The organism is Streptomyces sp. NBC_00328 (assembly GCF_036139655.1).
Taxonomy (GTDB): Bacteria; Actinomycetota; Actinomycetes; order Streptomycetales; family Streptomycetaceae; genus Streptomyces.
On the sequence record NZ_CP108013.1, the window covers coordinates 5472982 to 5498733 of the forward strand.

Here is a 25752-nt window from a genome sequence, read left to right on the forward strand (position 1 = left end):
TGCCAGCCCCCGCAGGTCGGTAGGGGCGCTTTCGTCTTAACCATCTATGTTTCGAAACTCGGCGGTGGAAATCGAAAAATATCCCATTGGGACGTCATGCCCGTTTTTCTTTGGAGGTCTGTAACGGTTCAGCACGAACGCGAGAGTGTGGGCTTGCCGCACGGGCGATTCCGGTATCAAGAGGAGTGATCTACGTGGAGGTGAGGCATGCCGGCAAGGAGAGACAGGGCCATCCAGGCGGCTCTAATCGGCGGAGCTGCGATGATCATCGCAGCTCTTATCGGGTTGCTCGTCAACATCGCTAATAGCGGAGACGAGAATGTAAATAACTGCCACGGCAGTACGTGCATCAATGGAAATGGAAACGGAAATAAGTCCCGCTAGGTGGTTGTGTTACTTTCCGTTGTCAGGGTGAGGTCAGGTGATTCGTGGTGAACGGGGGGCGTCGTGCTCAGCGACTCCATTTCGTAGGCATGGCTTTCATGTTGTCGCTTGCCGCGTCTGCATGCACTAGCAATAGCACAAGTAACACCTGTAGCGTGGGTTCACTCTGTCAGAATAATGGGGGAAATAGTGGTTCCGCTCCTGGCGTGGCCTCGGGCAGTCATCCGGCCGCAGGAGGCGGTAATTCAGGTCCCACGCATGAGAGATCTGAATCCCGTCGGGATGGTCACCTGCTGTGGAAGGGGAAGATGAGAATCACAAATCAAATCGCCAACTTCGACAGCGTTCCTCCTTCCGTTGGCGGCTCCGATGGAACTTTGATTCTATCGCCCATGACTTATGGAGCAATCGTTTGGAGTACCCCCTCGGTGGGGCGCTGGGAGGCGGAAAGGGTTCCCAGTCGCGACGATTGCATTAATTCAACCGGAGTCAATTCACTCTCCCTAGAAGAAGTGATGCAGGGGCAGACATCGCGTCGTGGCGACGCGTACTGCGCTATAACGCCTGGCGGTTCAGTCTTGTACATTAGAGTGCTGAGCGTGGGCGACGCCTCGATGCAGGTAGACGCGATTACTTGGGACGGTCGGACCTAGTGACACCTCAGTGCGACCGCATTCTCAAGTTGAGCCCACGCGGGAATCGCAGTTTGCATCTCGCGGGGGCGTCTGATCTCGGAACTGCTTGCCGATCCCGGCAGGACGTGCAGACCCACCGCCCGTCTGAGGGATATCGGCACACCCACCTACGGATCAGTGGGTGGGGAAGTCGGATGGTTGGGGTCAGTCTCAGTTCTAGTCTCGATTGCTGGGGAATCCGGCGTCATCTGTACCCGTCCACGAACGTCCGACATTTCGCCTGACCTGCAAGGTGAGCTGACTGCTGGACGTCCTTGGATCGCTGTGGAACAAGCCCGGACAGCTTGTAATGCGAGGGTCTTGGGTTCGAATCCCGAAGGCGGCTCGGTTGAAGCCCATATCTGACATTGTCTGAGCTGGGCTCTTTTGTGCGGCTGATCCGGCGTTGGCGCCGCGCACAAGCCGCCTGCTGGAGCGCCTTCAGCTAGCCCCTTTGCGAGAGTTCTGCGGGTGTCAGTGGGGAGGCCGAGAAGCGCGCCTACCGGCCGGTGAGGGAAGTGGTAGCGGCGGCTCTCTCCTGCGCTGGCCAGTTAGGTCGGTTGTGGCGGGCGTCGATCGTGGCCCGGAGGGGCGGGTTGCGTGGCGTGGGATGGGAACCGTCTACCCCTTCCGTTCGTCACTGAATGCAAGTGTCTGATTGCGCAAGGCGAGGATGGTGGGGGATGGATCCGGTATCGGTGGGGCTGCTGGCGGCTCTGGCTGGCGGGGCCGGTGGGGAGGTTGGTCGGCAGGTCTGGGCGGGGCTGAGTGCGCTGGTGCGGCGCCCGTTTGGCCGGGATGGCGGCGGGCAGGCCCCGGTGGTTAGTTCCGGGGAGGCGGAACTGGTGCTCCTTGCCGCAGATTCAGGCGATCAGGGGCGGGCGCAGGCGCTGAGCACGGCGCTGGCGGTGCGGGCCGCGGTGGATGAGGACTTCCGCACCCATCTTGCGGCCTGGCAGGAGCAGGCCAAACTGGTGCGCACCGGGGACGGGGCGGTGACGAGCACCATCAGTGGCGGTACCCAGAACGGGCCGGTCCTCCAGGGCCGGGACTTCTCCAACCTGACCTTCACCACCCCGCCCCCGTCCTCCCTCGGCGCTCCGGGCGACAGCGCATCCGACTCCGCGCGGTGACCAGCGTGAGCGACGACCGCGCCCGCGGCGCGACCAGCAACACGATCACCGGCGGGATCTCCTTCCACGCGGTCGTCCAGGGCCGGGACATCACCGTGCAGCTGCCGCCGACCATCACCCCGGCACTGTCCGGGCTTCCCGCCCCGGCCTCCGCCTTCACCGGCCGGGACCAGCACGTCGAGCAACTGCTGGCAGACCTGAACCCCGCCATCGACGGCGCGGGCGAGCAGCGCACGGTGCTGGTGAGCGCGGTGTCGGGACTGGCCGGCATCGGCAAGACCGAACTCGCCGTCCAGACCGGCGCCCAGGCCCTGAAACAACCGGACTGGTTCCCCGGCGGCCTGCTGTTCACCGACCTCGCCGGCTACGACCCCGAACGCCGCCTCTCCCCGGAACGGGCCCTGGAAGGACTGCTGCGCGCCCTGACCATTCCCGGCGAGCACATCCCCAACGGCCTAGAGGACCGGCAACGGCTGTACCGCAGCGTGCTGGCCGCCTACGCCCGCGAGAACCGGCGCATCCTCGTGGTCATCGACAACGCCTCCACCACCGGCCAGGCTGGCCCGCTGCTGCCCACCGACGGCACCACCGCCGCCCTCGTGACCTCCCGCCATACCCTCGACGGCCTCGACGCCCGCCTCCACGACCTCGACACCCTCGACGAAACCGCCTCCACCGCCGTGCTTGACCAAGCCCTGCGCCATGCCCGCGGCCACCACGACACCCGCTTCACCGACGATGCCGAAGCGGCCGCCACGATCGCCCGACTGTGCGCGGGCCTGCCGCTCGCACTGCGCATCGCCGCGGCCATCTTGGCCGCCGCTCCCACCCGGCCTGCCGCGTCCCTGGCCACTGCGCTACAAGCCAAACACGCCCGGCTGGACAAGCTCGCCCGCCCCGATCGCGCGGTGCGCGGCGCCTTTGACCTGTCCTACCAGTACCTCACCCCCAACCAGGCCCGGCTGTTTCGCCTACTGCCCCTCAACCCAGGCCCGGATCTGTCCACCGACGCCACCGCCCATCTCGCCGCCACCAGCCCCGACGAGGCCGAGGAACTCCTGCAGCGCCTCGCCGAAGCACATCTGATCGAGCCCGCCCCGGCCTGGGGCCGCTGGCGCATGCACGACCTGGTTCGCCTCTACGCCGACGAACACGGCCATACCCACGCCACCGGCGACCAACGCGACAGCGCTCGTACTCGCCTGTTCACCCACTATCAGGGCATCACCCGAGCCGCCAACGCCCACCTGGACACCCTCCCGGGCCCCCGCGCCTCCCACTTCCCAAACCGTGCCGCTGCCCTGCAATGGCTGGACGCCGAACACGCCAACCTGGTCAGCACCGCCACCATCGCGCCAGCCCTCGGTCACCCCGCCACCGCGACCTCTCTCGCCATCGGCCTCGCCCGATACCTCAACCACCGCCGCTACTTCGACGACTGGATCACTCTCACCACTACCGCCCTGGTCGTCTTTCGTGAGCTGGGTGACCGCCACAGCGAAGGCGGAGCGCTGACCAACCTCGGCACCGCCCTGCTGCAGGTGCGGCGGTTCGAGGAGGCAATCGACGCTCACACCCGGGCAGCCACCATCTGCCGTGAGCTGGGTGACCGCCACAGCGAAGGCGGAGCGTTGACCAACCTCGGCACTGCCCTGTTGGAGGTGCGGCGGTTCGAGGAGGCAATCGACGCTCACACCCGGGCCGTCACCGTCTTTCGTGAGCTGGGTGACCGCCATGGCGAAGGTGCGGCGTTGACCAACCTCGGCACTGCCCTGTTGGAGGTGCGGCGGTTCGAGGAGGCAATCGACGCCTACACCCCGGCCGTCACCGTCTTTCGTGAGCTGGGTGACCGCCACAGCGAAGGCACTGCGCTGACCAACCTCGGCCTCGCCCTGCTGGAGGTGGGGCGGTTGGAGGAGGCAATCGACGCTCACGCCCGGGCAGCCACCGCCTTCCGTGAGCTGGGTGACCGCCACCGCGAAGGCGCGGCGTTGAGCAACCGCGGCCTCGCCCTGTCGGAGATGCGGCGGTTCGAGGAGGCCATCGATGTCCACACCCAGGATCTGGCCATCTGTCGTGAGCTGGGTGACCGTCATGGCGAAGGCGCGGCGCTGAACAACCTCGGCGCCGTTCTGCAGGAAGTGCGGCGGTTCGACGAGGCCATCGACGCTCACACCCGTGCCGGCACCGCCTTCCGTGACATGGGCGACTGCCACCGCGAAGGCACTGCGCTCAACAACCTCGGCACCGCCCTGCGGCAGGTGCGGCGGTTCGAGGAGGCCATCGATGTCCACACCCAGGATCTGGCCATCTGTCGTGAGCTGGGTGACCGTCATGGCGAAGGCGCGGCGCTGAACAACCTCGGCGCCGTTCTGCAGGAAGTGCGGCGGTTCGACGAGGCCATCGACGCTCACACCCGCGCCGGCACCGCCTTCCGTGACATGGGTGACCGCAACCGCGAAGGCCAGGCGCTGAGCAACCTCGGCACCGCTCTGCTGGAGGTGCGGCGGTTCGAGGAGGCTATCGACGCCTACGCCCGGGCCGTCACCGTCTTTCGTGAGCTGGGTGACCGCCACCGCGAAGGTGCGGCGCTGGCTGCCTGGGCAGTTACGCACAACGAGCGCTGGCTGAGGCGGTGCTGAGCGCCGCTCGCCTCGTTGGCGCTGACCTCACCAGGGCACTCGTCCGTTGTGGTCTGGCGGCATGCTGGTACCCGCAGTCTCAGTTCTAGTCTCCATTGCTGCTCAATCCGGTGCGGTGCGCGCTCGTCCGTGAACGTCCGCCACACGGCCTGACCTGCGGCGCGAACCGATGAGCGGACTCCCCTGGAATCCGGTGGAACAAGATCGGACAGCTCGTAATGCGTAGGTCTCGGGTTCGAATCCCGAAGGCGGCTCTGCAGAAGCCTCAGGACTCACTCGCCGTGACCTGGGGCTTTTGCTTTTTTGTCGAGTGTGACGGCGGCGCCGTGCGATGGTCGTCGGTCTCTGGTCTCCGGTCCAGTATCAGCCACTCGCTCCGCGCAAGCTCCGGGGCGCGGGCATGAAGGTGACCCCCGTGCGGCGCGGGTCCTTCCCGAGATGCGAGCGGCTCTTGACGTAGCGCGTCGGACTGATCCGGGTGTGCCGCAGGTTTCAACGCGTCTGCCGTGACAGGGGGACGAGTGAATTCCCCTCGGTCCAAAGTCTGCTGCGGGGTGGCCACCGTTGCGGAGCGGGGGTCGTGGTCGAGGCGATCCCGCCAGGGGGAGGGGTTTCCCGCCGGGGGAACCGTTGTATCTTCGATGGTGGAGACTGCCACGATCTAAGGAGTCGGCTCATGGTGCGCAGCGGTAACGCCGAGCAGCACGGGGCGTCCCCCCGCAAGGACTTCCTCATCGCCGAGCGGCCCGGCTACCTGCTGCACAAGGCGGGGCTGGTGCTGGTGGAGGATGTGGAGAAGGCGCTGGCCGGGGTCGGTATGCGCATCCGTGACTTCTTCGTGCTGGCCGCCCTGGCGGGCGGGCCCGAGCTCTCGCAGCAGGACCTGAGCCGGCTGCTCAATCTCGATCCGACCACGGTCGTGACGGTGATCGACGAGATGGAGCGCAACGGGCATGTCGAGCGCCGGCGCAATCCGGCGGACCGGCGGCGCTACAACCTGATCCTCACGGACTCCGGCCGTGCGGCGCTCGCGACGGCGGACCGGGTGGCCACGGAGGTCGAGTCGGCGTTCTTCGGCGCACTCGCGGAGGACGAGCGCGACGCGTTGCGCAGGATGCTCGGCGTCCTGATGGCGGGCCGCTGGCCCGCCTCCGTCTGTTCCGACTGACGCCCGCTTCCCATCCAGAAGCCCGCGGTGCCGTGTCAACGGTGCCGCGGGCTTCTGTCGTTCGCGGTGGCTGTCGTTCCCGGTGGCTGTCGCTCCGGGTGGCCGCGTTCCGGTGAAGGGCGGGTCGCCGGTCCGGCCGACTCGCCGGTCGCTACCGAACGTCACGAACGTTGACGCATGACTTTCCAATCATCTAGATTTCTATCATCTAAAGATCCAGTCGATTGGAAGGTTCTCGCATGTCCGCAGAACGCGCTCCGTCGCCCACTAGGTGGTGGACACTCGGGATCGTCGCGTTGGGCTCGTTCATGCTGATGCTCGATCTGAGCGTGGTCTCCATCGCGCTCCCGCAGATCCACCGGTCCCTGGGCGGCAGCTTCGCCGACCTGCAGTGGGTGTTCGACGCCTACGCCCTGACGCTGGCGATCTTCCTGGTGGCGGCGGGTTCGCTCGCCGACCGGATCGGCCGCAAGAAGGTCTTCCAGGTCGGCTTCGCCATCTTCACCGTCGCCTCGCTGGCCTGCGGCCTGGCCGACGGATCCGGGCAGTTGAGCTGGTTCCGCGCCATCCAGGGTGTCGGCGCCGCCATCATGTTCGCGGTCGGTCCGGCGATGCTCAGTCACGAGTTCCACGGCAAGGAGAGGGCGACCGCCTTCACCGCGTTCGGCGCCGCCGTCGGTCTCGCCGTCGCCACCGGCCCGCTCATCGGCGGCTCGCTGATCAACGCGCTGTCCTGGCGCTGGATCTTCTACATCAACGTGCCGGTCGGCGCGCTCGCCCTCCTCGTCGGTGCGCTGCGCGTGCGTGAGTCGCTCAACAAGCGGGCCCACCCGACCGACTGGATCGGTCTCGCCACCTTCAGCATCGCGCTCGGGGCACTGGTCTTCGCCACCATCCGCGGCCCCGTGGAGGGCTGGACCAGCGGCATCACGCTCGGTCTGTACGCGGCCAGCGCCCTCTTCCTGGTGCTCTTCGTGGTCATCGAGCGCCGGCTGGGCGAGCGGGCCCTGATCGATCTCGCCTTCTTCCGCAGCCCCACCTTCGTGGGTATCTCCCTCGTCGCCATGATCGGCAACGCCGGAGCCCTGCCGTCGGTGTTCTTCGAGACCAGCTACCTGGAGAACATGCTGCACGTGGACGCCTGGGGCACGGGCCTGCGGTTCCTGCCGCTGACCGGCGCGATGTTCGTCGCCGGCGCGCTCGGCGGCGGGCTCATCGGCAAGGTCCCCTTCCGGGTGCTGCTGGGTGGCTCGACCGCGGTCATGGCCGTCGGCATCCTGTTCCTGAACCTCACCGAGGCCGATTCGTCCTGGACCGTGCTCGTCCCGGCGCTGGTCATCTCCGGTTTCGGCATGGGCGCCTTCAACCCGGCCAGGGCGGCGCTGGCCATCGGCGTCACGGAACCGGCCAAGGCCGGTGTCGCCTCCGGCATCAACGAGACCTTCCAGCAGGTCGGTATCGCGGTCGGTATCGCCGCCGTCGGCGCGTACTTCCAGCACAGCGTGGCCGACGACTTCACCTCCTCCGCGGTCGGCAGGCAGATGGGGAACGGCGCCGCCGAGGAGGCCGCGCACGGCATCAGCGCCGGCTCGCTCGACGCCGTCGCCAAGGCTTCGGGCCCGCTGCACGACAAGGTGCTGGCCACCGGGCAGGACGCGTTCATGAGCGCCTTCCACGGCGCCATGACCCTGAGCGCGATCCTCGGATTCATCGCCGCGGTCATCGGCTTCACGATGCTGCGTACGAAGGATCTGCACGCCAGCGCGCTGTCGACCATTCCGCCGGACGTCGACGAGGACGGCGACGTGCGGTCCGACGGCTCGCCGGACGTCGCGGTGGGCGCGTCGGCCTGAGCCACCGTCCCTCCAGGTCAGCCTGACGCCACCGTCCCGTCGGAACCCGCCCCGGTGGCTTCTTCCCCCGCGCCACCGGGGCGGCTCACCGCTGTCCTGACCCGCACCCCTGACGTGCGGGTCAGTGGCCGTCCCGGTCGTGGGACGAGACCGGGATCGTCTCCTTGCGGAAGTAGGACGGGCGGAACGCGCTGTACAGGAGCATCAGGACGGCTCCGAGAAGAAGGGCGCCGACGCCGGTGACGAAGACGCCGCCGAATTGCCAGTGCGGCGGGAACGGCAGGGTCCACGAGGTGCTGCCGTAGTCGGCGGCGGCGTACACGAAGCAGGCGTTGATGAAGAAGTAGAGGAGCATCAGGCCGCCCAGGCCCGGCATGATCCCGCGCGTCCAGAGGTCGTGCGGGCTGCGCGTGAGGACCTTGCGGTAGTACCAGACGCAGGCGAAGCCCGTGAGCCCGTAGTAGAAGGCGATCATCAGGCCGACCGAGCCGATGGAGTCGGCCAGCACGTTCTCGCTCGCCCTGGTCAGCAGGACGTAGAAGACGATCGAGGCGATGCCCATGCCCACGGTCGACCAGGTCGGGGTCAGGAACCGGGGGTGGATGCGGGAGAAGCGCTGCGGGATGGCCTTGAACGCGGCCATGGACAGCGTGGTGCGGGCGGTCGGCAGGATGGTCGTCTGCGTGGAGGCCGCCGCCGAGGTCAGGACCATCACGATCAGGAGCTTGGTGGCGACCGTGCCCCAGCCCCCGGTGCCGAAGACCTCGGCGCCGAGACTGGAGAGGACGTCTCCGGAGTTGTCCGGGTTGCCCAGGCCGATGCCTTGTTCGCCGACCCCCGCGAAGGCCTGCGCGGACGTGGTGACCATGAGGTAGACGAGCAGCAGGATGACGGTCGACATGACGGCCGCGCGGCCGGGAGTGCGGTCGCGGTCGACTGTCTCCTCGTTCACGGACACCGCGGTGTCCCAGCCCCAGTAGATGAACACTCCGGCGAGGATGCTCTTGGTCAGGTCGTCGAACGAGTCGATCTCGAAGGGGTTGAACCACGACCACGAGATCTCCGAGGAGACGTCCGGCGCCGTGCCGCCGTACACCTTGACCAGCGCGGTCACCGCCAGCAGACACAGCACCACGATCTCGATGGTGAGCAGTGCCTTCTGGATGTTGGCCGAGAGCTCGATGCCGATGTAGCAGACCAGGGTCATGACGGCGATCCACAGCACGCCGACGAAGGTCACCCAGAACGTGTCCTGCGCCAGCCCGTCCGCGCCCACGAGCTGGAAGCCGTACGCGCCGGCGATCTGGGCCAGGTTGGCCATCACGATGATGTCGGCCGCGACGATGCCCCAGCCGCCCAGCCAGCCGGTACGGGGGCCGAAGGCCCTGGCCGCCCAGGTGAACGTGGTGCCGCAGTCGGGATCGGCCCGGTTCAGCTCCTTGTAGCCGTAGGCGATCAGGAACATCGGGACGAAGGCGAGGACGATCACGATCGGCGACTGGAAACCCACGATGCCGACGATGATGCCGAGGGTCGCCGCGAGGCTGTAGGCGGGGGCCGTGGAGGCCAGTCCGATCACCGTGCTGGAGAACAGGCCCAGGGCGCCGCCCTTGAGACCCTTGTCCGTGGCCCCGGGGCCCAGCGGTGGCAGTGGCGCGGGCGGCGGGACGGATGGTGAGCTCATGACGCCCTCCGGAACCTGGTGGCGCCCGCCCGCCGAGGTGGACCGGGCGCACGCTGTCCCCGGCCCGGGGAGCCTCGGGTATCCCGGGGATCACCGGGGACGTCCGGGGGACCGGGCCGCTCCCACCAGCATGAACCCGCTCGCCGACAACCGGTAGTCGAGCCGCGTCCGGGGCGGCTGTCCCACCTTCGCGCTCCCGCGCGTCGGACGGGACGGAGAACCGGCTGGCGGCGATCGAGGAGTTCCGGGAGTTCCGGGAGTTCCGGGCGGGCCTGAGGAACCGGATGGCCGGCTCGCCCGTCGTCGAGCACGCCGACGTCAGGGGCGCGTGTACGGGCCGGCCGGGCCGGGCGGTGTCATCCTGCGGGGATGACGGGATCCAGCGCGGCGGGCGGCGGGTACTCGGATACCCCGCTGGCCCGGAAGATCGGTATCAAGGCGGGGCACCGGGTACGGCTCGTCCACGGCCCGCGGGACTGGGAGATTCCCGGGCTGCCCGAGGACTGCGAGGTCGGGGAGAGCGGTCCGGAGGGGGCGGACGTCACCGTCGCCTTCTTCCGGGAGCGCGCCCGGCTCGCGGCACAGGCGGCCGGACTGGCCGCCGGCCTGTCCGACGAGGCCATGCTGTGGATCGCCTGGCCCCGCCGCGCGGCCGGTCACCGCAGCGACATCACGGAGAACGATCTGCGGGACCTCTTCCTGCCCCTCGGTGTCGTCGACGTGAAGGTGGCGGCCCTGGGGGAGGACTGGTCGGGGCTGAAATTCGTCCGCCGCAAGGAGAACAGGCGCTCCTGAACGCGGACGTATGTGCCTAGACCAGGATGTACGCGCGGCGGACCTGACGGCGTACGTGAGGGGTCATCCCGGTGAACGACTAGCATCGCGGCACAGTTGTCGGCCGGGATGGGGTGGGTGTCGTGTCACAGGCGGAGGAGGGGCCACGGATCGCCGTTGCCGTGGTCACCATGGGCAACCGGCCGGTAGAGGTCGACGCACTGCTCACCTCCGTGGCCAAGCAGGACGTGGCGCCCACCCGGATCGTGATCGTCGGCAACGGCTGCCCGCTGCCGGAGTTCGCCGAACGCCTCGGCCTGCCGGGCGAGGTGACCACCGTCGAACTGGACGACAACCTCGGCTGCCCCGGTGGCCGGAACGTCGGCCTGAGCCGGCTCCGTGAGTTCGGGGACGTGGACGTCGTCGTCGAGCTCGACGACGACGGGCTGCTCGTCGACGGCGACGTGCTGCGCAAGGTGCGCGACCTGTACGCCGTCCGGCCGCGGCTCGGCATCGTCGGCTTCCGCATCGCCGACGAGCACGGGGAGACGCAGCGCCGTCATGTGCCGAGGGTCGGGGCCAAGGACCCGATGCGCGGCGGACCGGTCACGGGCTTCCTCGGAGGCGGCCACGCGCTGTCCATGCCGATGCTCGCCGAGACCGGGGACTGGCCCGCCGAGTTCTTCTTCGCGCACGAGGAGACCGACCTGGCCTGGCGGGCGATCGACGCCGGCTGGACCGTGCTGTACGAGCCCGGACTGCTCCTCCAGCATCCCAAGACCTCGCCCGCCCGGCACGCCATCTACTACCGGGTGACCGCCCGCAACCGGGTCTGGCTCACCCGCCGCCGCCTGCCCCTGGCGCTGATCCCCGTGCACCTGGGGATCTGGATCGTGCTCACGCTCCTGCGGACGCGGTCGGTCGGCGGGCTGAGGGCCTGGTTCGGCGGATTCGCGGAAGGGCTGCGGCGTTCCGGCGGAGAGCGGCGCCCGATGCGGTGGCGGACGGTCTGGCGGCTCACCCGTCTCGGGCGTCCGCCGGTCATCTGAACCCGGCTCGCCGGTCCCGTACGCCGGTCCTGTACGCCAGTCCCGTACGCCGGTCCTGCGTGGGATTCCTCCAGGGGAATCCCGCCGGGGGCGGTACGAGGGTTCTTGTACGGGTTCCGTGCGGGGGTTCGGTACGGGGTTCCGTGCGGATTCCGTACGGAACCTGCACGGGAATTTCATACGGACGGAGGCCCCGGTCGATCACCTCGACGACCGGGGCCTCTCACGTCCCCGGATCCGGCCGCGGCGGCGACACTCCCCCGAGTTACGCGTAGTACGCGCGCACCGTCGGGCCAGATCCGATGGAATGATCAGATCAGCCTGCGCCAACGGATCGCTAACATGAGGCCAACGGTTCCCTCGGGAACGATCACTTGATCGGCGTGAACTCGTCCTGGGAGGGCGCGAAGCCGCCGTGGTGCGCGGCCGGTGCGGCCGGGCGGAGAGGCGATGGGGCGGCGTGATGCGGAACGGGCTGCGGTTCGGGCTGCTGGGGCCGCCGGTCCTGTACGGCGCCGAAGGCGAGATCGGCTCGATCGGCAGCCGGAAGATGCGTGCCCTGCTGGCCGCGTTGCTCCTCGAACCGGGCCGGGTCGTCTCCGTCGACGTGCTCAGGGACGCGCTGTGGGGCGAGACCCCGCCCGCCTCCGCCCAGGCGTCCCTCCAGAACCATGTGACCCGGCTGCGCCGTCTCCTCGATGATCCGGAACGCCTGCGCGCGGTACCGCCGGGGTACGTCCTGCGGGTCGGCGAGGGCGAGTTGGACGTCCGCGTCTTCGAGCGGCACGCCACCGTCGCGCGCGACGCGTACGCCGGGCGCGACTGGGAGCGGGCGCTGCGCGAGTCCATCGCCGCGCTCGCGCTGTGGCGCGGCACCCCGCTCAGCGGCCTGCCGCCCGAGACCGGCGGGCACGCCTTCGTCCAGCGGCTGGAGGAGGCCCGGCTGCTCGTCCTGGAGTGGGGGTACGAGGCGGAGCTGCGCCTCGACCCGACGGCCTCCCGGCTCGACCGGCTGGCACCGGAACTGGCCGCCCGCACGGCCGAGCATCCGCTCCGCGAGTCGTTCCACCGGCTTCTCATGCTCGTGCTGCACCGCACCGGACGGCAGGCCGAGGCCCTCGCCGTCCACCGCGATCTGCGGGCCCGCCTGCTCGACGAACTCGGCATCGAGCCGGGAACGGCCGTGCGCAGGGCCCATCTGGAGATCCTGCGGGACAACGACCGGGTCCCCGGTGACGTCCACACCGATGACGTGACCTCGGGCGGATCCGGCGCCGGAGGCGGCGCCATGGGCGGGAGCGGACCCCTGGGCGGTGCGGGGCGCGGGGGCGGTGACCTGGGCCTGGACGCGGGCCGGGAGAGGGACGGCGACCGGGGGCGGTACGACGGCCGTGACGAGGGCCGGAACCGGAGCGCGGACGGCAACGGCGACCGGGCTCGGAGCAGGGCCGGCGACGAGGCCGGCCATTGGGCCTGGAGCGGCGACGGGGACGGTGATCGCGATCGGGCTCTGGCTCGGAACAGCGACGGTGACGGAACCGCGGCCGCCGACGGGGGCAGCGGCAGCGACGGGGACACCGACCGGAGCGCCGACCGTGAGGACGACGGTGGCCGGGTCGGGAATGCCGGCCGGGTCGGCGGTGACGGTGGCCGGTTCGGGAACGGTGGCCGCGACGGCGACGGCGACGGCGACGGTGGTCGGGTCGGGAACGGTGGCCGGGTCGGTGGCGGGGCCGGAAGCGTTGGCCCGCACGGCGATGGCGTCGGTGACCGGGTCGGGAACGGTGGCCGCGATGGCGTCGGTGACCGGGTCGGGAACGGTGGCCGCGATGGCGATGGTGGCCGGTTCGGGAACGGTGGCCGCGATGGCGATGGTGGCCGGTTCGGGAACGGTGGCCGCGACGGCGACGGCGACGGTGGCCGGTTCGGGAACGGTGGCCGGGTCGGTGACCGGGACGGGAACGTCGGCCGCGACGGCGGCGGTGACGGTGGCCGGGACGTGGACGGTGGGGCGGCGGGGTCCGCGGCCGAGTCCGCCCGGGTCGAACAGGGCATCGTCTCGCCTCCCCGCCCCGCCCAACTCCCGCCGCCCCCAGCACACTTCACCGGACGCGAGGACGTCCGCGACCGGCTGCTCCAGATCCTGGACCCGGAACACTCCGTGCGTCTCACGCACCCGGAGGACACGGCGCACCCGGACTGCGGGCTCACCGCGAGAGCATCCGCAGGCGCGTCCGCCCGTGCATCGGCCCGTGCGTCCATGGCACCCGGATTCGGTGCCACGACGATCGCCGGGGCGCCCGGCCTGCCAACCGGGGGGACAGTCGGCGGGACAACCAGCGGGACGGCCGGCCAGGCGCCCGTCGGGGTGAACTCGGGTCGGGCAAAAGGCGATACGCGGGGCGCGGCGTACGGCCGCCCCTTCGGCGGTGCCCCCGGCACCGGGCTGCCCCGCGTCGCGGTGATCAGCGGAATGGCGGGCGTCGGCAAGAGCGCGCTCGCGCTGCATGTCGCGCACGGACTGCGGGAACGTTTCACCGACGGCCAGCTGTACGTCAACCTGCACGGCGCCACCCCCGGCATGACCCCGCTCACCGCCGGTCAGGCGCTCGCCGCGCTCCTGCGCGACCTGGGGGCGGAACCCCGGCGCATCCCCGAACACCCCGACGCGGCGGCGGCGTTGCTCCGGTCGATGCTCGCGCCCACCCGCACCCTGATGGTGCTGGACGACGCGGCGCACGCCGCCCAGGTGCGGCCGCTGCTGCCGGCCGGCGCGGGCTGCGCGGTGATCGTGACGAGCCGCTCGCCGCTCACCGCGCTGGACGGCGCCGACCGTTTCCCGCTCGCGCCCCTGACGGACGAGGACAGCGCGGCCCTGCTCCGCGCGGTCTCCGGCCGCCGGGACGGACTCGACGGAGGTCACCCTCTCGTCGAACTCGCCGGTCGGCTGCCGCTCGCCCTGCGCGTCGTCGCGGCCCGTCTCGCCGCCCGCCGCGCCCTGACCCCCGACGTTCTCGCCGGTCAACTGGCCGCCACGGAAGGCCGGTTGCACCATCTGGAGTACGACGACCTGAGCGTGCGCCGTTCGCTCGCCGTCGCGCACGACGCGCTGCGAGCCTCCGAGCGCGAGGCCGACCGGGACGCGGCGCTCGCGCTGTGCCGTATCGGCGCGCTCGACCTGCCCGCCTACGGAGCCGCCCTCGTCGCCCGCCTCTCCGGCACCGACGAACGTCGCGCCGAGGCCGCGCTCGACCGCCTCGTCGATGTCGCCCTCCTGGAGGAGACCGCGTACGGGCGGTACGCGCCGCACGATCTCGTACGGGATTTCGCCCGGGAGATCGCGGGCGCGGCGGAGTGCGTCGTCGCGACAGCGACAGCAGCGGCAGCGGCAGTGTCGACAGCGGCCGTGGGTGCCGGTGCGGGTGCCGGTGCCGGCGCGGGCCTCGCGGCTACCGGGGCCGCTCCTGGAGGTGAGGCCGTCGGCGTCCGGGGCGGAGAGTTCGCCGCCGGTTTCGGTGGTGACGGTCCGGCCTTCCCGGGCGGTCACGGCGGTGCCGTACCTCTCGGTCATGGCGCGGTCGTCGCCGAGCGTGCCCTGCGCTGGTACGCCGGTGTCGCCGCCCGCTCGCTGGAGGCGATCCTCGAACCCGGTCTCGACAGGGAGGACCGCGGCAGGCCGACCCCCTCGCAGCCGGCCGGGCACGCGGCGGACGTGGCGGCCACGCCCCCGTTCCGCTCCGGGCGGGAGGCCTTCGCCTGGGGCGACACGGAGCTGGCGAACGTGGTCGCGCTCGCGGAGCGGCACGCGTACGGCTCGCGGTACTTCCCCCTGCTGGCCCGCTTGCTCAACCCGTACGTCCAACGCAGTGGCCGCGTCGCCGAGTTGGAGGTCCTTCAGCGGGCGGCGCTCGCGGCGGCGCGGCTGCTCGGCGACGAGGCCGCCGAGGCGTACGCGCTCGGCGACCTCGGGGGCCTGCACTTCATGACGGGCCGGGTGGGCGAGGCCCTCACCCTGAACGACGAGGCGCTCGCGATCTGGAGCCGCCTCGGGGTGCGCTCCTGTCAGCGGCGGGCGCTGAACAACCGGGGCATGCTCCTGGAATCCCTCGGCCGTCACACCGAGTCCGGCGAGGCTCTGCTGCAAAGCCTCGAGTTCTCGCGGGAGTTGGGCGACCCGCACATGGAGGCCATCACCTACAGCCACCTCGGCAACCTGTACGAGCACACCGACCCGCGGGCCGCCATCGATCACCACAAGCGCAGTCTCGCGATCGGTGACGCCGTGCAGGACGTGATCATCCGGCACTCCGCGCACTGCAACATCGGCTACGCCCACCTCACGCTCGGCGAACCGGCCGCCGCCGTACCGCACTTCGAGGAGAGCCTGCGCATCCTGGGCGGCCATGGTGACTGGCACGGCGAGTCACAGACCAGGCTCGGCCTGGTGCGGGCCCTGCGCGGTGTCGGCCAGTGGGAACGGGCCACGCGCGAGTGCGATCTGCTGCGCTGCCGTGCCGACCGCCGTGCCGACCGGTACACCGGAGGCCTCGCCCGTCACCAGGCGGGCCTGCTGCTGCGGGAACGCGGCGACGCCGAAGCGGCCTACCGGGAGTGGACGTCGGCCTTGGAGGCCCTGGAGGAGACGGACAGCCCGGTGACCGGCGAACTGCGGGAGCTGCTGGCGCGGCAGACAGCCCGGTGACGGGCGGAACTGCGGAAGCCTCTGGGACGGCAGACCACCCGGTGGCCGGCGGACCGACGGTGAAGGCGACAGGCGACCGACCATGAAGGCGGCCTGCGTCTCAGGGCGCCCGGCGGCGGGCCGACCGCGTCATTTCGCGTCCGCGTAGCACCGTACGACCGCCGTCGTGAAGGGAAAGCGCACGGGTGTCTGCCCGAACGTGAGGCGTCCCGCGACTTCGGCCGCGTCGCGGATGGCGGCCACCACGGTGTCGGCCTCCTCGGCGGGGCAGTGCACGATCACCTCGTCGTGCTGGAAGAAGACCAGTTCGGCGGCGAGCCCGGAGCAGGTGCGGCGCAGTGCCGCCAGCACCAGCAGGGCCCAGTCGGCGGCACTGCCCTGCACGACGAAGTTGCGCGCGAACCGTCCGCGGGCGCGGGAGTCGGAGGACGCGTAGCCCGGCACCCAGCCCTGGTCGACGGTGGTGTCGACGGGATCGTCCTGCGGGATGCCCGCCTCGTCCCCGCTGCCGTCGCCCGCCCCGGCCGCCGGAGGACAGGTCCGCCCCAGCCAGGTCCGCACCAGGCGCCCCTCCTCGCCCGCGCGGGCCGCGTCGTCGACGTACGCGACCGCCTTGGGGAAACGGCGGCGGAGGAGGGCGAGGTTCTTCAGGCCGTCGCCGGACGTCTGACCGTAGACGGCGCCGAGCACGGCGAGTTTGGCCTGCGCCCGGTCGCCGGAGAACGCCCGGTCCGACACCGCCTGGTAGAGGTCGCTCTCCCGGCCCGCGACCTCCATCAGGCCGGGGTCGCGGGAGATGGCCGCGAGGATGCGTGGCTCCATCTGGTCGGCGTCGGCGACGACCAGCCGCCAGCCGGGGTCGGCGACGACGGCACGCCGGATCACCTTGGGGATCTGGAGCGCGCCGCCGCCGTTGGTCACCCAGCGTCCGGTGACGGTCCCGCCCGGCAGGTACTCGGGCCGGAACCGTCCGTCGCGCACCCAGTCCTGGAGCCAGGACCAGCCGTGGGCGACCCAGATCCGGTACAGCTTCTTGTACTCGATCAGCGGTTTCACGGCCGGATGGTCGATCGACTCGATCTCCCACCGCCGGGTGGACCTGACCTTGATGCCGGCCTGCGCGAACGCCTTGACGACGTCGGCCGGCAGGTCGGGTCTGACCCGTCGTCCGAACGCGGCGGACACCTCGGCGGTGAGCTCGGCGAGGCGCCGGGGCTCACCGCCTCCGGTGTACCGCTCGCCGAGCAGTTCGTGCAGCACGTCCCGGTGGACGTCCGCGCTCCACGGCAGGCCCGACTGGTTCATCTCGGCGGCGACCAGCATTCCCGCGGACTCGGCGGCCGTCAGCAGTCGCATGCGGTCCGGGTGCGCGGTCTCGGCATGGCGACGCTGCTGCTCGGCGTAGACCGTGAGGAGATCCGCCAGCGGCACGTGCACCGGGCGGGGTTCGAACAGGGAGGACTGCGAACCGGGCTCGGCGGAACGCTGCGGCGGGTCGGGCGGCACGGGGCCGCCGCGCAGTCTCGCCAGCGCGGCGGCCGCCGACCGGGGCTCGCCGAGCCGCCCCTCGTGTCCGAGCAGCAGGGTCTCGGCGGCCTCCATGTCGTAACACCGCTCCACTCGCACCCCCGTGGCGAGCAGTCGCGGATAGACATCGGCCGTCGACCGCCATACCCACCGGCTCACGTCCGGCCGGGCCCGTACGGCCTCCGCGAGGTCCGCCTCCCGGCGGACCTTCCCCGTGGGCAGCCCGTCCGGGCCGAGGGCGGCGATCTCGGCGCCACCGTCCTCGGCCGGCGCGAGAGCCCAGCGCTCGGTCATGCCTCCGAGTCTCGCAGGGGGGTCTGACAATGCCGTCCGGCCACGCGGCCTCCCGGTCCTTCGGGCGCCGCTACGGCCGCTCCTCGGACCGGGCCTCCGTCTTCGCCTGCGCTTCCTTCTGTTCCAGGAGCTCCACGAGCTCCGTGAGCATGCGCCCGACGTGCGCTTCGGTCGCCGCCTTGTCGACGCCCGCGCCGCTGAGGACGCCCTCGCCGTTCTCGAACTCCAGCAGGGCGAGCAGGATGTGCTCGGTGCCGACGTAGTTGTGGCCCAGGCGGAGGGCCTCGCGGAACGTGAGTTCCAGGACCTTCTTGGCGGCCGGTCCGTACGGGACCAGTTCGGGGACCTCGTCGGCGGCCGGCGGGAGCGCGGCGACGGCCGCCTCGCGGACGGCGTCCAGGGAGACTCCCTGCGCGGTGATCGCCCGTGCGCCGAGCGCGTCGGGCTCGCTGAGCAGGCCGAGGACGAGGTGCTCGGGCAGTCCCTCGGTGCCGCCGAGGGCCTTGCACTCGTTGTGCGCGACCATGACCACCTTGCGGGCCCGCTCGGTGTAGCGGCCGAACCCCTGGCTGGGGTCGAGGTCCGTCTCCGCCTTCGGCACGAACCGCTTCTGCGCGGCCTGCCGGGTGACGCCCATGCTCCTGCCGATGTCCGTCCAGGACGCCCCCGAACGCCGGGCCTGGTCCACGAAGTGCCCGATCAGATGGTCGGCCACGTCGCCCAGGTGATCCGCGGCGATCACCGCGTCCTGGAGCTGGTCGAGCGCGTCGCTGTGCACCTTCTTGATGGCCTCGATGAGGTCGTCGAGGCGCACGGATGACTTGCCTGGTGAGTTCGTCGTCATGTGTCAACGTTAGGTTGACAGTGCAGGGGTGTCAACCCAGAGTTGACACCTGGTGCGGTGTTGACACTCCCGTGTGGTGCGGAACGCCCGCGCGGCATCGACGGGGAGCCCTCGGAGGGGAGTGCGGCCGGGCTTCCGCCGCTCCGATTCCGGCGGGCGGAACGTTGTCCACAGGCTGTGGACGAGTCGACGGCCGCGGCGCCGGGGCGTACGTCTGCCCCCGGTCCGCCCGTGACACGATCGGGGGATGAGTACGTCCAGCACCGTGGAGCGCGCCTTCGCGGCCGCCCTCTACGCCGACACCGACACCTCGCTCGACACCGGAGCCTCCGTGCTCGCCGCCGATCCGGCCTCCGACGCCGAACTCGCCCGGCGCGGTGCGGAGTTCGTCGCGGCGGCCTGGCGGCGCGGCTGGCAGCCGGCCGATGTCGTACGGATCGTGCGGCGCGACCTGGACGACGTACACGTACGCCTGCTGATCTCCCTGGTGCTCGAGGAGAGGGAGGGTGACCGCGCGCCCCGGGGTGCGCGCTGGGCCGCCCAGCTCGATGAGCTGGAGGCCGAACCCCACGACCTCCGGGCCGACCGTTTCTCGCGCGCCACCGCGACCCTGGAGCTCTACCGTCTGCTCCTGCGCCTGCCCTCCATCGAGCCGCTGGACCCGCCCCGATCGCCGGTCACGGCCTCCGCCCCGCAGGAGACCCGCATGCTCACCCGCATCCGCGCCCTGCTGGCGAAGGCGGAGGCGACCGGGTTCCCGGAGGAGGCGGAGGCGCTCAGTGCCAAGGCGCAGGAGCTGATGGCGAGGCACAGTATCGACGAGGCCCTGCTCGCGGCGCGGACCCACGCGAAGGACGCGCCCGGGGCCTGCCGCATCGGTGTCGAGCCGCCGTACGAGACGGCCAAGGCCGTGCTCCTGGACGCCGTCGCGGGGGCGAACCGCTGCCGGGCCGTGTGGAACGACGCCCTCTGCTTCTCGACCGTCGTCGGCTTCGAACCCGACCTGGAAGCGGTCGAACTCCTCTACACCTCGCTCCTCGTGCAGGCCACGGCGGCGATGACGAAGGCGGAGGCGGCGCAGAGGGCGGGCGGCCGCAAACGTACGAAGGCCTTCCGGCAGTCGTTCCTGGCGGCGTACGCGCACCGGATCGGCGACCGGCTCGCGTCGGTCGCCGAGGAACAGGTGACCGCCACGGAGGGGGAGCTGCTGCCGGTCCTGGCGGCCCGTGACGTGGCGGTCACGGACCATCTGGACCGGATGTTCCCGGAGACGGTGACGACCCGGATGCGCGGGGTCACCGACGAGGCCGGATGGCACGAGGGCGCCGCGGCGGCGGACCGGGCCCAGGTCAGGGGCAGGCGCCCGCTCCCGTAGGACGAGCCAAGACCACTGGCGCGGCGCCCGCTGCCGTACGTCGAGTCCACGGCCGTCGTCGGGGCGTCGGCTGCGGTAGGGCGAGCCACGGCCGTCGCCGGGGTGGCTGCTGCCGTGGGGCCCCGCGGCAGCAGCCCCGGGCAGGGGCTCGCTCGTCAGTCGCCCGCGTGCTGGAACGGTGTCACGGAGGCGTTCGGCTCGGTCGCCGATCCCTTCCCGGCCACCGGACCGAACGACCACGGGAAGCTCTGCGTGGTGTCGGCGCCGGGCAGGCTGATCTTCAGCGTCTTCACGGCGAGGGTCTTCGCGTCGCCCTCCGCGCCCCGCACGTAGGTGATGGTGAAGGAAGCGGTGTCGTCCTTGGCGAGGGTGAGCTCCTGCGGCGCCGCGGACTCGTCCGTCGCGATCTCCGCGGAGGTTCCGCCCGCCTCCACGGTGAGTCCGGGGAAGCCCTTCAGGGTGCACCGGGCGCCCTTGTTGGTGAGGGTGACCGGGATGTTGCCCGTGTCCCCGGCGGCCGTGGCGGGGTTCGCGGGACCGACCTGGATTCCGGCGTCACCGATCGCACAGGCCGCGACGGCGGTCTTCTTCGCCGAACCGGACGTGTCACCGGGCTTCCCGGAACCGCTGGAGCTGCCGGAGCCGCCGCCGTCGCAGGAGGTCAGAGCGAGGGCCGCCGCGAGGACGGTGACGGCGATGGGCAGAGCGCGCATGGGTTCCCCTGGGAGTCGTGACGATGTGCATGGATCATCACGCACGGAGGTCCGCCGAGGTTGCGCACCCCTCCCCGTTCACCCGCACGGGACGGGTATCGCCCGATATTGATCGCGGACTTTCCCGCTGTGCCGGAACGGGCCGGCGCGATCCCGTGGGGTGCGCGGTCGGGCGATCAGGAGCCCAGGCCCGCCGTGGGCAGACCCGTGGGCAGTTTTCCGCCCTCGCTCTTGGTGTACGTCTCCTTGCCGAGGGCGCCTTCCCAGGTGACCGTCAGAGTCGTACCGCTGACGGAGTCGACCATGCCGACGGCGCGCTTCTTGCTGCCGTCCGTGCAGGTCAGGCGGATCATCTGCATGCTCGCCTCGTCGGACGACGTTCCGCTGCACACGGTGCCGCCGGTCGCGAAGAGGCCCGCCTGCTTGCCGTTGACCATGAGCACCACGGCCTTGCCGTCCGCGGTGGTGAGCCAGCTCCCCTGGAGTTTGCCGCCCGCCGCGGACGTGGCACCGGAGCCGCCGCCCGTACCGGCGCCGTCCGTCGCGGACGTGCTCGGGCTCGCCGACGGGTCCCCGGAGTCGTCGCCCCCACTGCCGCAGCCGGTCAGTACGAGCGCCGCCGCCAGTCCCGCGGTCGCGGCCGCGATACGCGCGTGGCGGGACGGGAAGGTCGCCGTAGTCACTGAAGCCCCCAAGGGTGGGATGGATGCGGGTCGCCCGAACGATCGCAGCAAGCTATCAGGAGGACCTGGTGACCCCCTCCGGGAATCCGGCGTGCGCTTGCTCACGGGCGTGTGCCAGGGACGGGGACGAGAGGACAATAGGTAGGAGAGTTCCTACGGTTGACGCGTAGGTAATCTCCTACCTATGCTGGGGACCATGAACATCACTCACGCCTCCTTCGTCACGCTTCCCGTCGCCGACCAGGACCGGGCCCTTCGCTTCTATCGGGACGTCCTCGGATTCGAGGTCACCGCCGACCTGGACATGCCGCCCGGCCGGTGGCTCCAGGTGGCGCCGAAGGGGGCGCAGACCGTCTTCACGCTCTCGGGTCCGGGTATGGGGGATTTCACGCCCGGCGAGACCCGGGGGATCATGTTGGTGACGACCGATGTCGACGCCGACTGCACGCGGCTCGCCGCCGCCGGTGTCACGGTGGATGGTCCCGACGACCTTCCCTGGGGCCGCATGGCCTCGTTCCGGGACCCTGACGGCAACGGTCTGATGCTGGTCACGGAAAAGGCCCTGGAGTCGGCCTCGGATTAGGAACGGAAGGTGCTGAGCGCGCCATGACGGAGATCGGGGCCGGACCGGGTGCCGCAGCCGGAGTGCGCACCGGAACGGGAGCCTCCGCCGGAGCTGCCGCCGGAGCCGGAGCCGAATCTCCCGCCGGAGCCGCTGTTGCCGCCGAAGGTCCCACCGGAGTCGGATCTTCAGTCGAGGCCGGGCCTTCAGCCGAGGTCGGACCTTGGGCGCCGGCTGGATCTTCAGCCGAGGTCAGATCTTCAGCCGGAGCCGAGGCCAGGGCCGGATCTTCGACCGGAGCCGGGGCCGGAGCCAGGGCTGGATCTTTGACCGGAGCCGGAGCCGGAGCCGGAGCCGGAGCCGGAGCCGGAGCCGCCGTCGGTGTCGCCGTCGACGCTCCCGCGGCCCGCGAGGACCAGCTCTTCGCGGCGCTCGCCAACTCCACCCGTCGTGAGGTGCTCCGGCTGCTGCGTGAACAGGGGCCCCAGCCCGTTCAGGCGCTGGCCGACCACTTCGCCATGCGGCGCCCCAGCCTCTCGGAACACCTCAAGGTGCTCCGGGAGGCCGGACTCGTGTCCGAGGAGCGCGCGGGCCGGCAGCGCATCTACCGCCTGGAGGCCGCCCCGCTCGCCGACGTCCAGGACTGGCTCCATCCGTACGAGCGGTTCTGGCGCGACAGGCTGAAGGGCCTCGGCGACCTCCTGGACCGCATGCCCGACGATGCCGAGACATGAACCCCGACCCGCAGGACATGAACCCCGACCCGCAGGGTGCGACCCCCGGCCCGGAGGGCGTGAACCCCGATGCGCGGGGTCCGGTCACCGCCGACGACGACCTGACGACCATCCGCGTCGCCCAGTTCCTGCCGCATCCGCCCGCCAAGGTCTGGCGGGCGCTCACGGAGCCCGAACTGCTCGTGCAGTGGCAGATGCCGGGGTCCGAGAACTTCCGGCTCGAAGTCGGTCACCGGTACACGCTGACCGCCGTCCCGCGCCCCAACACGAACTTCTCCGGCACCGTTGACGTGCGTGTTCTCGCCTACGAGCCGCAGCGGATGCTGAGCGTCCGCTGGGCGGACGCGAACGCGCGGCGACCGGCGGACTGGACCATTACCTGGACGCTGGAACAGGAAGGGCGCGGTACGCGTCTCTTCCTAGTACACGAGGGATTCGATCCGGACGATCCCACACAGATGATGGCGCGGAAGATCATGGACGGGGGCTGGAGGTCGCATGTGATGCGATCTCTGGGGAATGCGCTGGACCGGATGTAGGCCTGTATCGCATTCCGGTGAGGTGCAGGCCGTAGTCGGGCGAACGACAGCCGGTAGTCAAGGGCCGGTAAAAGCTGTAACCGCAGGACCACCCCGCGTGCACGTGCATCTGCCCATGCATCTGCACATGAACAGAGCTATGATCCGAGTCAGTTGACTACTGCATCTATGGCCACCTCAGCCACTGCACGACCGGGGAGCGACCTGTGGACCACGACGTGTTCGACGTGGATGACGTGTACGACGGTATGGCTGAATTCGTGTACAACGGCATGGCTGCGACCGAGCTTGACGGCGTCGCCTGGCAGAAGAGCAGGCACAGCAACTCACAGGGTTCCTGCGTGGAGTTCGCGCGGCTGCCCGGCGGTGACGTGGCCGTGCGGAACTCGCGGTTCCCCGAGGGGCCCGCGCTCGTCTACACACGTGCCGAGATCGAAGCCATGCTCCTGGGCATCAAGGACGGCGAGTTCGACCACTTGGTCGCGGGCTGACCGCAGTGATCGCGAGCTGTCCCGAACCGGTCGGTCACGGGAGGGTGGCCACGGTACGGATGACGTAAACCGAGGGTGAAGTTCACTCAGCGTTCCGTAACGCGCGTAGAACCGCGGCGCCAAAAGGCGCCGCGGTCGTTATTCGGAGTGGAGCGCGGCCGTGTCCGGCTGTGCTCCCAGCCGGAACAGCGCCCAGACGACCTTGCCGCTGAGCGTTCCGGCGAGCGGGTGCCAGCCCCAGCTGTCCGAGAACGAGTCGACCAGGAAGAGGCCGCGCCCCGACTCCGCCGCGAAGTCGTCCGAGTCGCCGGCGACCGGACTCTCGTGGCTGGGATCGCGCACCGCGCACACCAGTCGTGAGGTCCACCTCATCAAGTGCAGCCGTACGGGCGGCCCTTGGTCGTCCTTGCGGGGGGTGTCCGCGGGCAGCGCGTGCCGCAGGGCGTTGGTGACGAGTTCGGAGACCACCAGGCAGACGTCGTCGAAACGGTCGCCGATCTCCCACTGTTCCAGCGTTCCGCGGGTGAACTGCCGGGCCTCGCGCACCGCTTCGTAGCGGGCGGGCAAGGCGCACGAAGCGGCGCTGGACACGGCCGCGGGATCGAGAGGCGGAAGTCCCTGCCGTAAGGGTTCGAGCATGGTCGATCCATTCGTCCCCATGCGAGGCACTCCCGGGTGTTCGCGGTCGTTGCGATGCAGCGGTGGCGCGGGGACCATGGTTCCGAATGCGTACAGCAGATGCAAGGGCAGATGCACGTGCACGTGCCCGAATTGGACCTTCCTCTGCTACTTCTTGCTCATTTCTTCCTCAGCTTATTCTCGGTTGTCGACGCTTCAGTGATCCTTTCCTGTGCGTGAGCTTTGGCTGCTTTCCGTTTCCGTAACTGAACGAGTACTGCTTGAAGTGTTTTAGTGGCAGACTTCGGCGTCTGGAAGACGGTTGGGGAGGCTGACGAACGTGAGCGCTGGTGAGTCGAGCGGCTCGGTGGTGCGGCGCATGCTGCTGGGGTCACATCTGCGGCGCCTGCGTGAGGCTCGTGGCATCACCCGTGAAGCGGCCGGCTACTCGATCCGTGCCTCCGAATCGAAGATCAGCCGTATGGAGTTGGGAAGGGTGAGCTTCAAGACCCGCGATGTCGAGGATCTGCTGACGCTCTACGGCATCACCGACGAGGCCGAGCGCAAGTCCCTGGTCTCGCTCGCCAAGGAGGCCAACGTCGCGGGCTGGTGGCACAGTTACTCCGACGTCCTGCCCAGCTGGTTCCCCACCTACGTCGGCCTGGAGGGCGCGGCCCACCTGATCCGGGTGTACGAGGTGCAGTTCGTGCACGGACTGCTCCAGACCGAGGCGTACGCCCACGCCGTCGTCCGGCGCGGGATGAAGGGCGCCTCCGCCGGCGACGTCGACCGGCGTGTGGCGCTGCGCCTGGAGCGGCAGAAGTACCTCGTCTCCGAGAACGCCCCCGAGTTCCACATCGTCCTCGACGAGGCCGCGCTGCGCCGCCCGTACGGCGACCGCGAGGTGATGCGCGGACAGCTCCAGCACCTGATCGAGGTATCCGAGCGGCCCAACGTGCGGCTTCAGGTCATGCCGTTCAGTTTCGGCGGGCACTCCGGAGAGAGCGGCGCCTTCACCATCCTGAGCTTCCCCGAGTCCGATCTGTCGGACGTCGTCTATCTGGAGCAGCTCACCAGCGCGCTCTATCTGGACAAACGCGAGGACGTCAACCAGTACGAGGGCGCGCTCAAGCAGCTCCAGCAGGACAGCCCCGGACCGGACGAGAGCCGCGATCTGCTGCGAGGACTGCTCCAGCTCTCCTGAGAGCGGCCCGGACTTCCCTGGTATCCCTCAACTCCCTTGAAACACAAGTACGATGACATGTGATCAGACCGTGATCGGATGTCTGCTGACCCGGGCCAAGGACTG

Annotated in this window: 19 protein-coding genes; 13 read left to right on the forward strand and 6 right to left on the reverse strand. The window is 70.2% G+C overall.

Annotation, left to right across the window (positions count from 1 at the left end; genetic code table 11):
- Nucleotides 1–1741: 1741 nt before the first annotated feature.
- From OG485_RS24010 to OG485_RS24025, 4 genes are all read left to right on the forward strand, one after another.
- Complete coding sequence (locus OG485_RS24010; protein ID WP_328670634.1) at nt 1742–2191, forward strand: hypothetical protein; 450 nt, start codon at nt 1742–1744, stop codon at nt 2189–2191.
- Nucleotides 2192–2196: 5 nt separating this feature from the next.
- Nucleotides 2197–4833: a tetratricopeptide repeat protein gene (locus OG485_RS24015; RefSeq protein ID WP_328670635.1), complete on the forward strand. Its 2637-nt coding sequence runs from the start codon at nt 2197–2199 to the stop codon at nt 4831–4833.
- Between the two features lie 676 nt (nt 4834–5509).
- Nucleotides 5510–6001, forward strand: a complete 492-nt coding sequence (locus tag OG485_RS24020; protein ID WP_328449824.1) for a MarR family winged helix-turn-helix transcriptional regulator — start codon at nt 5510–5512, stop codon at nt 5999–6001.
- Between the two features lie 239 nt (nt 6002–6240).
- A complete protein-coding gene (locus tag OG485_RS24025; protein ID WP_328670636.1) occupies nt 6241–7854 on the forward strand; it encodes an MFS transporter in 1614 nt (537 codons plus the stop codon).
- Nucleotides 7855–7975: 121 nt separating this feature from the next.
- Here the strand turns inward: OG485_RS24025 and OG485_RS24030 are convergent, their stop codons facing one another.
- Nucleotides 7976–9538: an APC family permease gene (locus tag OG485_RS24030; RefSeq protein ID WP_328670637.1), complete on the reverse strand. Its 1563-nt coding sequence runs from the start codon at nt 9536–9538 to the stop codon at nt 7976–7978.
- Nucleotides 9539–9907: 369 nt separating this feature from the next.
- On the opposite strand from OG485_RS24030, the gene OG485_RS24035 reads away from it, so the two are divergent.
- From OG485_RS24035 to OG485_RS24045, 3 genes are all read left to right on the forward strand, one after another.
- Nucleotides 9908–10333, forward strand: a complete 426-nt coding sequence (locus tag OG485_RS24035) for a DUF3052 domain-containing protein (protein ID WP_328670638.1) — start codon at nt 9908–9910, stop codon at nt 10331–10333.
- A gap of 113 nt (nt 10334–10446) precedes the next feature.
- Entirely contained in the window at nt 10447–11361 is a 915-nt protein-coding gene (locus OG485_RS24040) for a glycosyltransferase family 2 protein (RefSeq protein WP_328670639.1), read from the forward strand.
- 463 nt (nt 11362–11824) lie between these two features.
- The gene (locus OG485_RS24045) at nt 11825–16063 is read left to right on the forward strand and encodes an AfsR/SARP family transcriptional regulator (RefSeq protein WP_328670640.1); all 4239 of its coding nucleotides are present in this window, start codon (nt 11825–11827) and stop codon (nt 16061–16063) included.
- 129 nt (nt 16064–16192) lie between these two features.
- Here the strand turns inward: OG485_RS24045 and OG485_RS24050 are convergent, their stop codons facing one another.
- Both OG485_RS24050 and OG485_RS24055 read right to left on the reverse strand, forming a co-directional pair.
- Entirely contained in the window at nt 16193–17884 is a 1692-nt protein-coding gene (locus OG485_RS24050) for a bifunctional 3'-5' exonuclease/DNA polymerase (RefSeq protein WP_328670641.1), read from the reverse strand.
- 70 nt (nt 17885–17954) lie between these two features.
- Nucleotides 17955–18728, reverse strand: a complete 774-nt coding sequence (locus OG485_RS24055; protein ID WP_328670642.1) for a Clp protease N-terminal domain-containing protein — start codon at nt 18726–18728, stop codon at nt 17955–17957.
- A gap of 247 nt (nt 18729–18975) precedes the next feature.
- Here OG485_RS24055 and OG485_RS24060 point away from each other — a divergent pair, with 247 nt between their 5' ends.
- Nucleotides 18976–20103, forward strand: a complete 1128-nt coding sequence (locus OG485_RS24060; RefSeq protein ID WP_328670643.1) for a DUF2786 domain-containing protein — start codon at nt 18976–18978, stop codon at nt 20101–20103.
- A 155-nt stretch (nt 20104–20258) separates the two neighbouring features.
- Here the strand turns inward: OG485_RS24060 and OG485_RS24065 are convergent, their stop codons facing one another.
- Both OG485_RS24065 and OG485_RS24070 read right to left on the reverse strand, forming a co-directional pair.
- Nucleotides 20259–20816, reverse strand: coding sequence for a DUF4232 domain-containing protein (locus tag OG485_RS24065; RefSeq protein WP_328670644.1), 558 nt, complete (start codon nt 20814–20816; stop codon nt 20259–20261).
- 176 nt (nt 20817–20992) lie between these two features.
- On the reverse strand, nt 20993–21499 hold the full coding sequence (locus tag OG485_RS24070) for a hypothetical protein (protein ID WP_328670645.1): 507 nt from the start codon (nt 21497–21499) through the stop codon (nt 20993–20995).
- Nucleotides 21500–21695: 196 nt separating this feature from the next.
- Between OG485_RS24070 and OG485_RS24075 the strand changes: the two genes are divergently transcribed.
- From OG485_RS24075 to OG485_RS24090, 4 genes are all read left to right on the forward strand, one after another.
- Nucleotides 21696–22082, forward strand: coding sequence for a VOC family protein (locus OG485_RS24075; RefSeq protein ID WP_328670646.1), 387 nt, complete (start codon nt 21696–21698; stop codon nt 22080–22082).
- 305 nt (nt 22083–22387) lie between these two features.
- A complete protein-coding gene (locus OG485_RS24080) occupies nt 22388–22795 on the forward strand; it encodes an ArsR/SmtB family transcription factor (RefSeq protein ID WP_328670647.1) in 408 nt (135 codons plus the stop codon).
- Complete coding sequence (locus tag OG485_RS24085) at nt 22792–23334, forward strand: SRPBCC family protein (RefSeq protein ID WP_328670648.1); 543 nt, start codon at nt 22792–22794, stop codon at nt 23332–23334. Before OG485_RS24080 ends, OG485_RS24085 begins: the two co-directional genes overlap by 4 nt.
- A 206-nt stretch (nt 23335–23540) precedes the next feature.
- Nucleotides 23541–23825 (forward strand): DUF397 domain-containing protein, encoded by a 285-nt coding sequence (locus tag OG485_RS24090; protein ID WP_328670649.1) that lies wholly within the window; start codon nt 23541–23543, stop codon nt 23823–23825.
- Nucleotides 23826–23963: 138 nt separating this feature from the next.
- Here the strand turns inward: OG485_RS24090 and OG485_RS24095 are convergent, their stop codons facing one another.
- Nucleotides 23964–24485 (reverse strand): ATP-binding protein, encoded by a 522-nt coding sequence (locus OG485_RS24095; protein WP_328670650.1) that lies wholly within the window; start codon nt 24483–24485, stop codon nt 23964–23966.
- 337 nt (nt 24486–24822) lie between these two features.
- Between OG485_RS24095 and OG485_RS24100 the strand changes: the two genes are divergently transcribed.
- Nucleotides 24823–25647, forward strand: a complete 825-nt coding sequence (locus tag OG485_RS24100) for a helix-turn-helix domain-containing protein (RefSeq protein ID WP_328674609.1) — start codon at nt 24823–24825, stop codon at nt 25645–25647.
- Nucleotides 25648–25752: the final 105 nt, after the last annotated feature.

What these genes read in the sequence shown, in the direction of transcription:
- OG485_RS24075 (WP_328670646.1), top strand. Translation starts at nt 21,696, where the DNA reads ATGAACATCACTCACGCCTCCTTCGTCACGCTTCCCGTCGCCGACCAG.
- OG485_RS24095 (WP_328670650.1), bottom strand. Translation starts at nt 24,485, where the DNA reads ATGGGGACGAATGGATCGACCATGCTCGAACCCTTACGGCAGGGACTT.
- OG485_RS24060 (WP_328670643.1), top strand. Translation starts at nt 18,976, where the DNA reads ATGAGTACGTCCAGCACCGTGGAGCGCGCCTTCGCGGCCGCCCTCTAC.
- OG485_RS24020 (WP_328449824.1), top strand. Translation starts at nt 5,510, where the DNA reads ATGGTGCGCAGCGGTAACGCCGAGCAGCACGGGGCGTCCCCCCGCAAG.
- OG485_RS24030 (WP_328670637.1), bottom strand. Translation starts at nt 9,538, where the DNA reads ATGAGCTCACCATCCGTCCCGCCGCCCGCGCCACTGCCACCGCTGGGC.
- OG485_RS24055 (WP_328670642.1), bottom strand. Translation starts at nt 18,728, where the DNA reads ATGACGACGAACTCACCAGGCAAGTCATCCGTGCGCCTCGACGACCTC.
- OG485_RS24050 (WP_328670641.1), bottom strand. Translation starts at nt 17,884, where the DNA reads ATGACCGAGCGCTGGGCTCTCGCGCCGGCCGAGGACGGTGGCGCCGAG.
- OG485_RS24045 (WP_328670640.1), top strand. Translation starts at nt 11,825, where the DNA reads ATGCGGAACGGGCTGCGGTTCGGGCTGCTGGGGCCGCCGGTCCTGTAC.
- OG485_RS24010 (WP_328670634.1), top strand. Translation starts at nt 1,742, where the DNA reads ATGGATCCGGTATCGGTGGGGCTGCTGGCGGCTCTGGCTGGCGGGGCC.
- OG485_RS24085 (WP_328670648.1), top strand. Translation starts at nt 22,792, where the DNA reads ATGAACCCCGACCCGCAGGACATGAACCCCGACCCGCAGGGTGCGACC.
- OG485_RS24025 (WP_328670636.1), top strand. Translation starts at nt 6,241, where the DNA reads ATGTCCGCAGAACGCGCTCCGTCGCCCACTAGGTGGTGGACACTCGGG.
- OG485_RS24065 (WP_328670644.1), bottom strand. Translation starts at nt 20,816, where the DNA reads ATGCGCGCTCTGCCCATCGCCGTCACCGTCCTCGCGGCGGCCCTCGCT.
- OG485_RS24035 (WP_328670638.1), top strand. Translation starts at nt 9,908, where the DNA reads ATGACGGGATCCAGCGCGGCGGGCGGCGGGTACTCGGATACCCCGCTG.
- OG485_RS24100 (WP_328674609.1), top strand. Translation starts at nt 24,823, where the DNA reads ATGCTGCTGGGGTCACATCTGCGGCGCCTGCGTGAGGCTCGTGGCATC.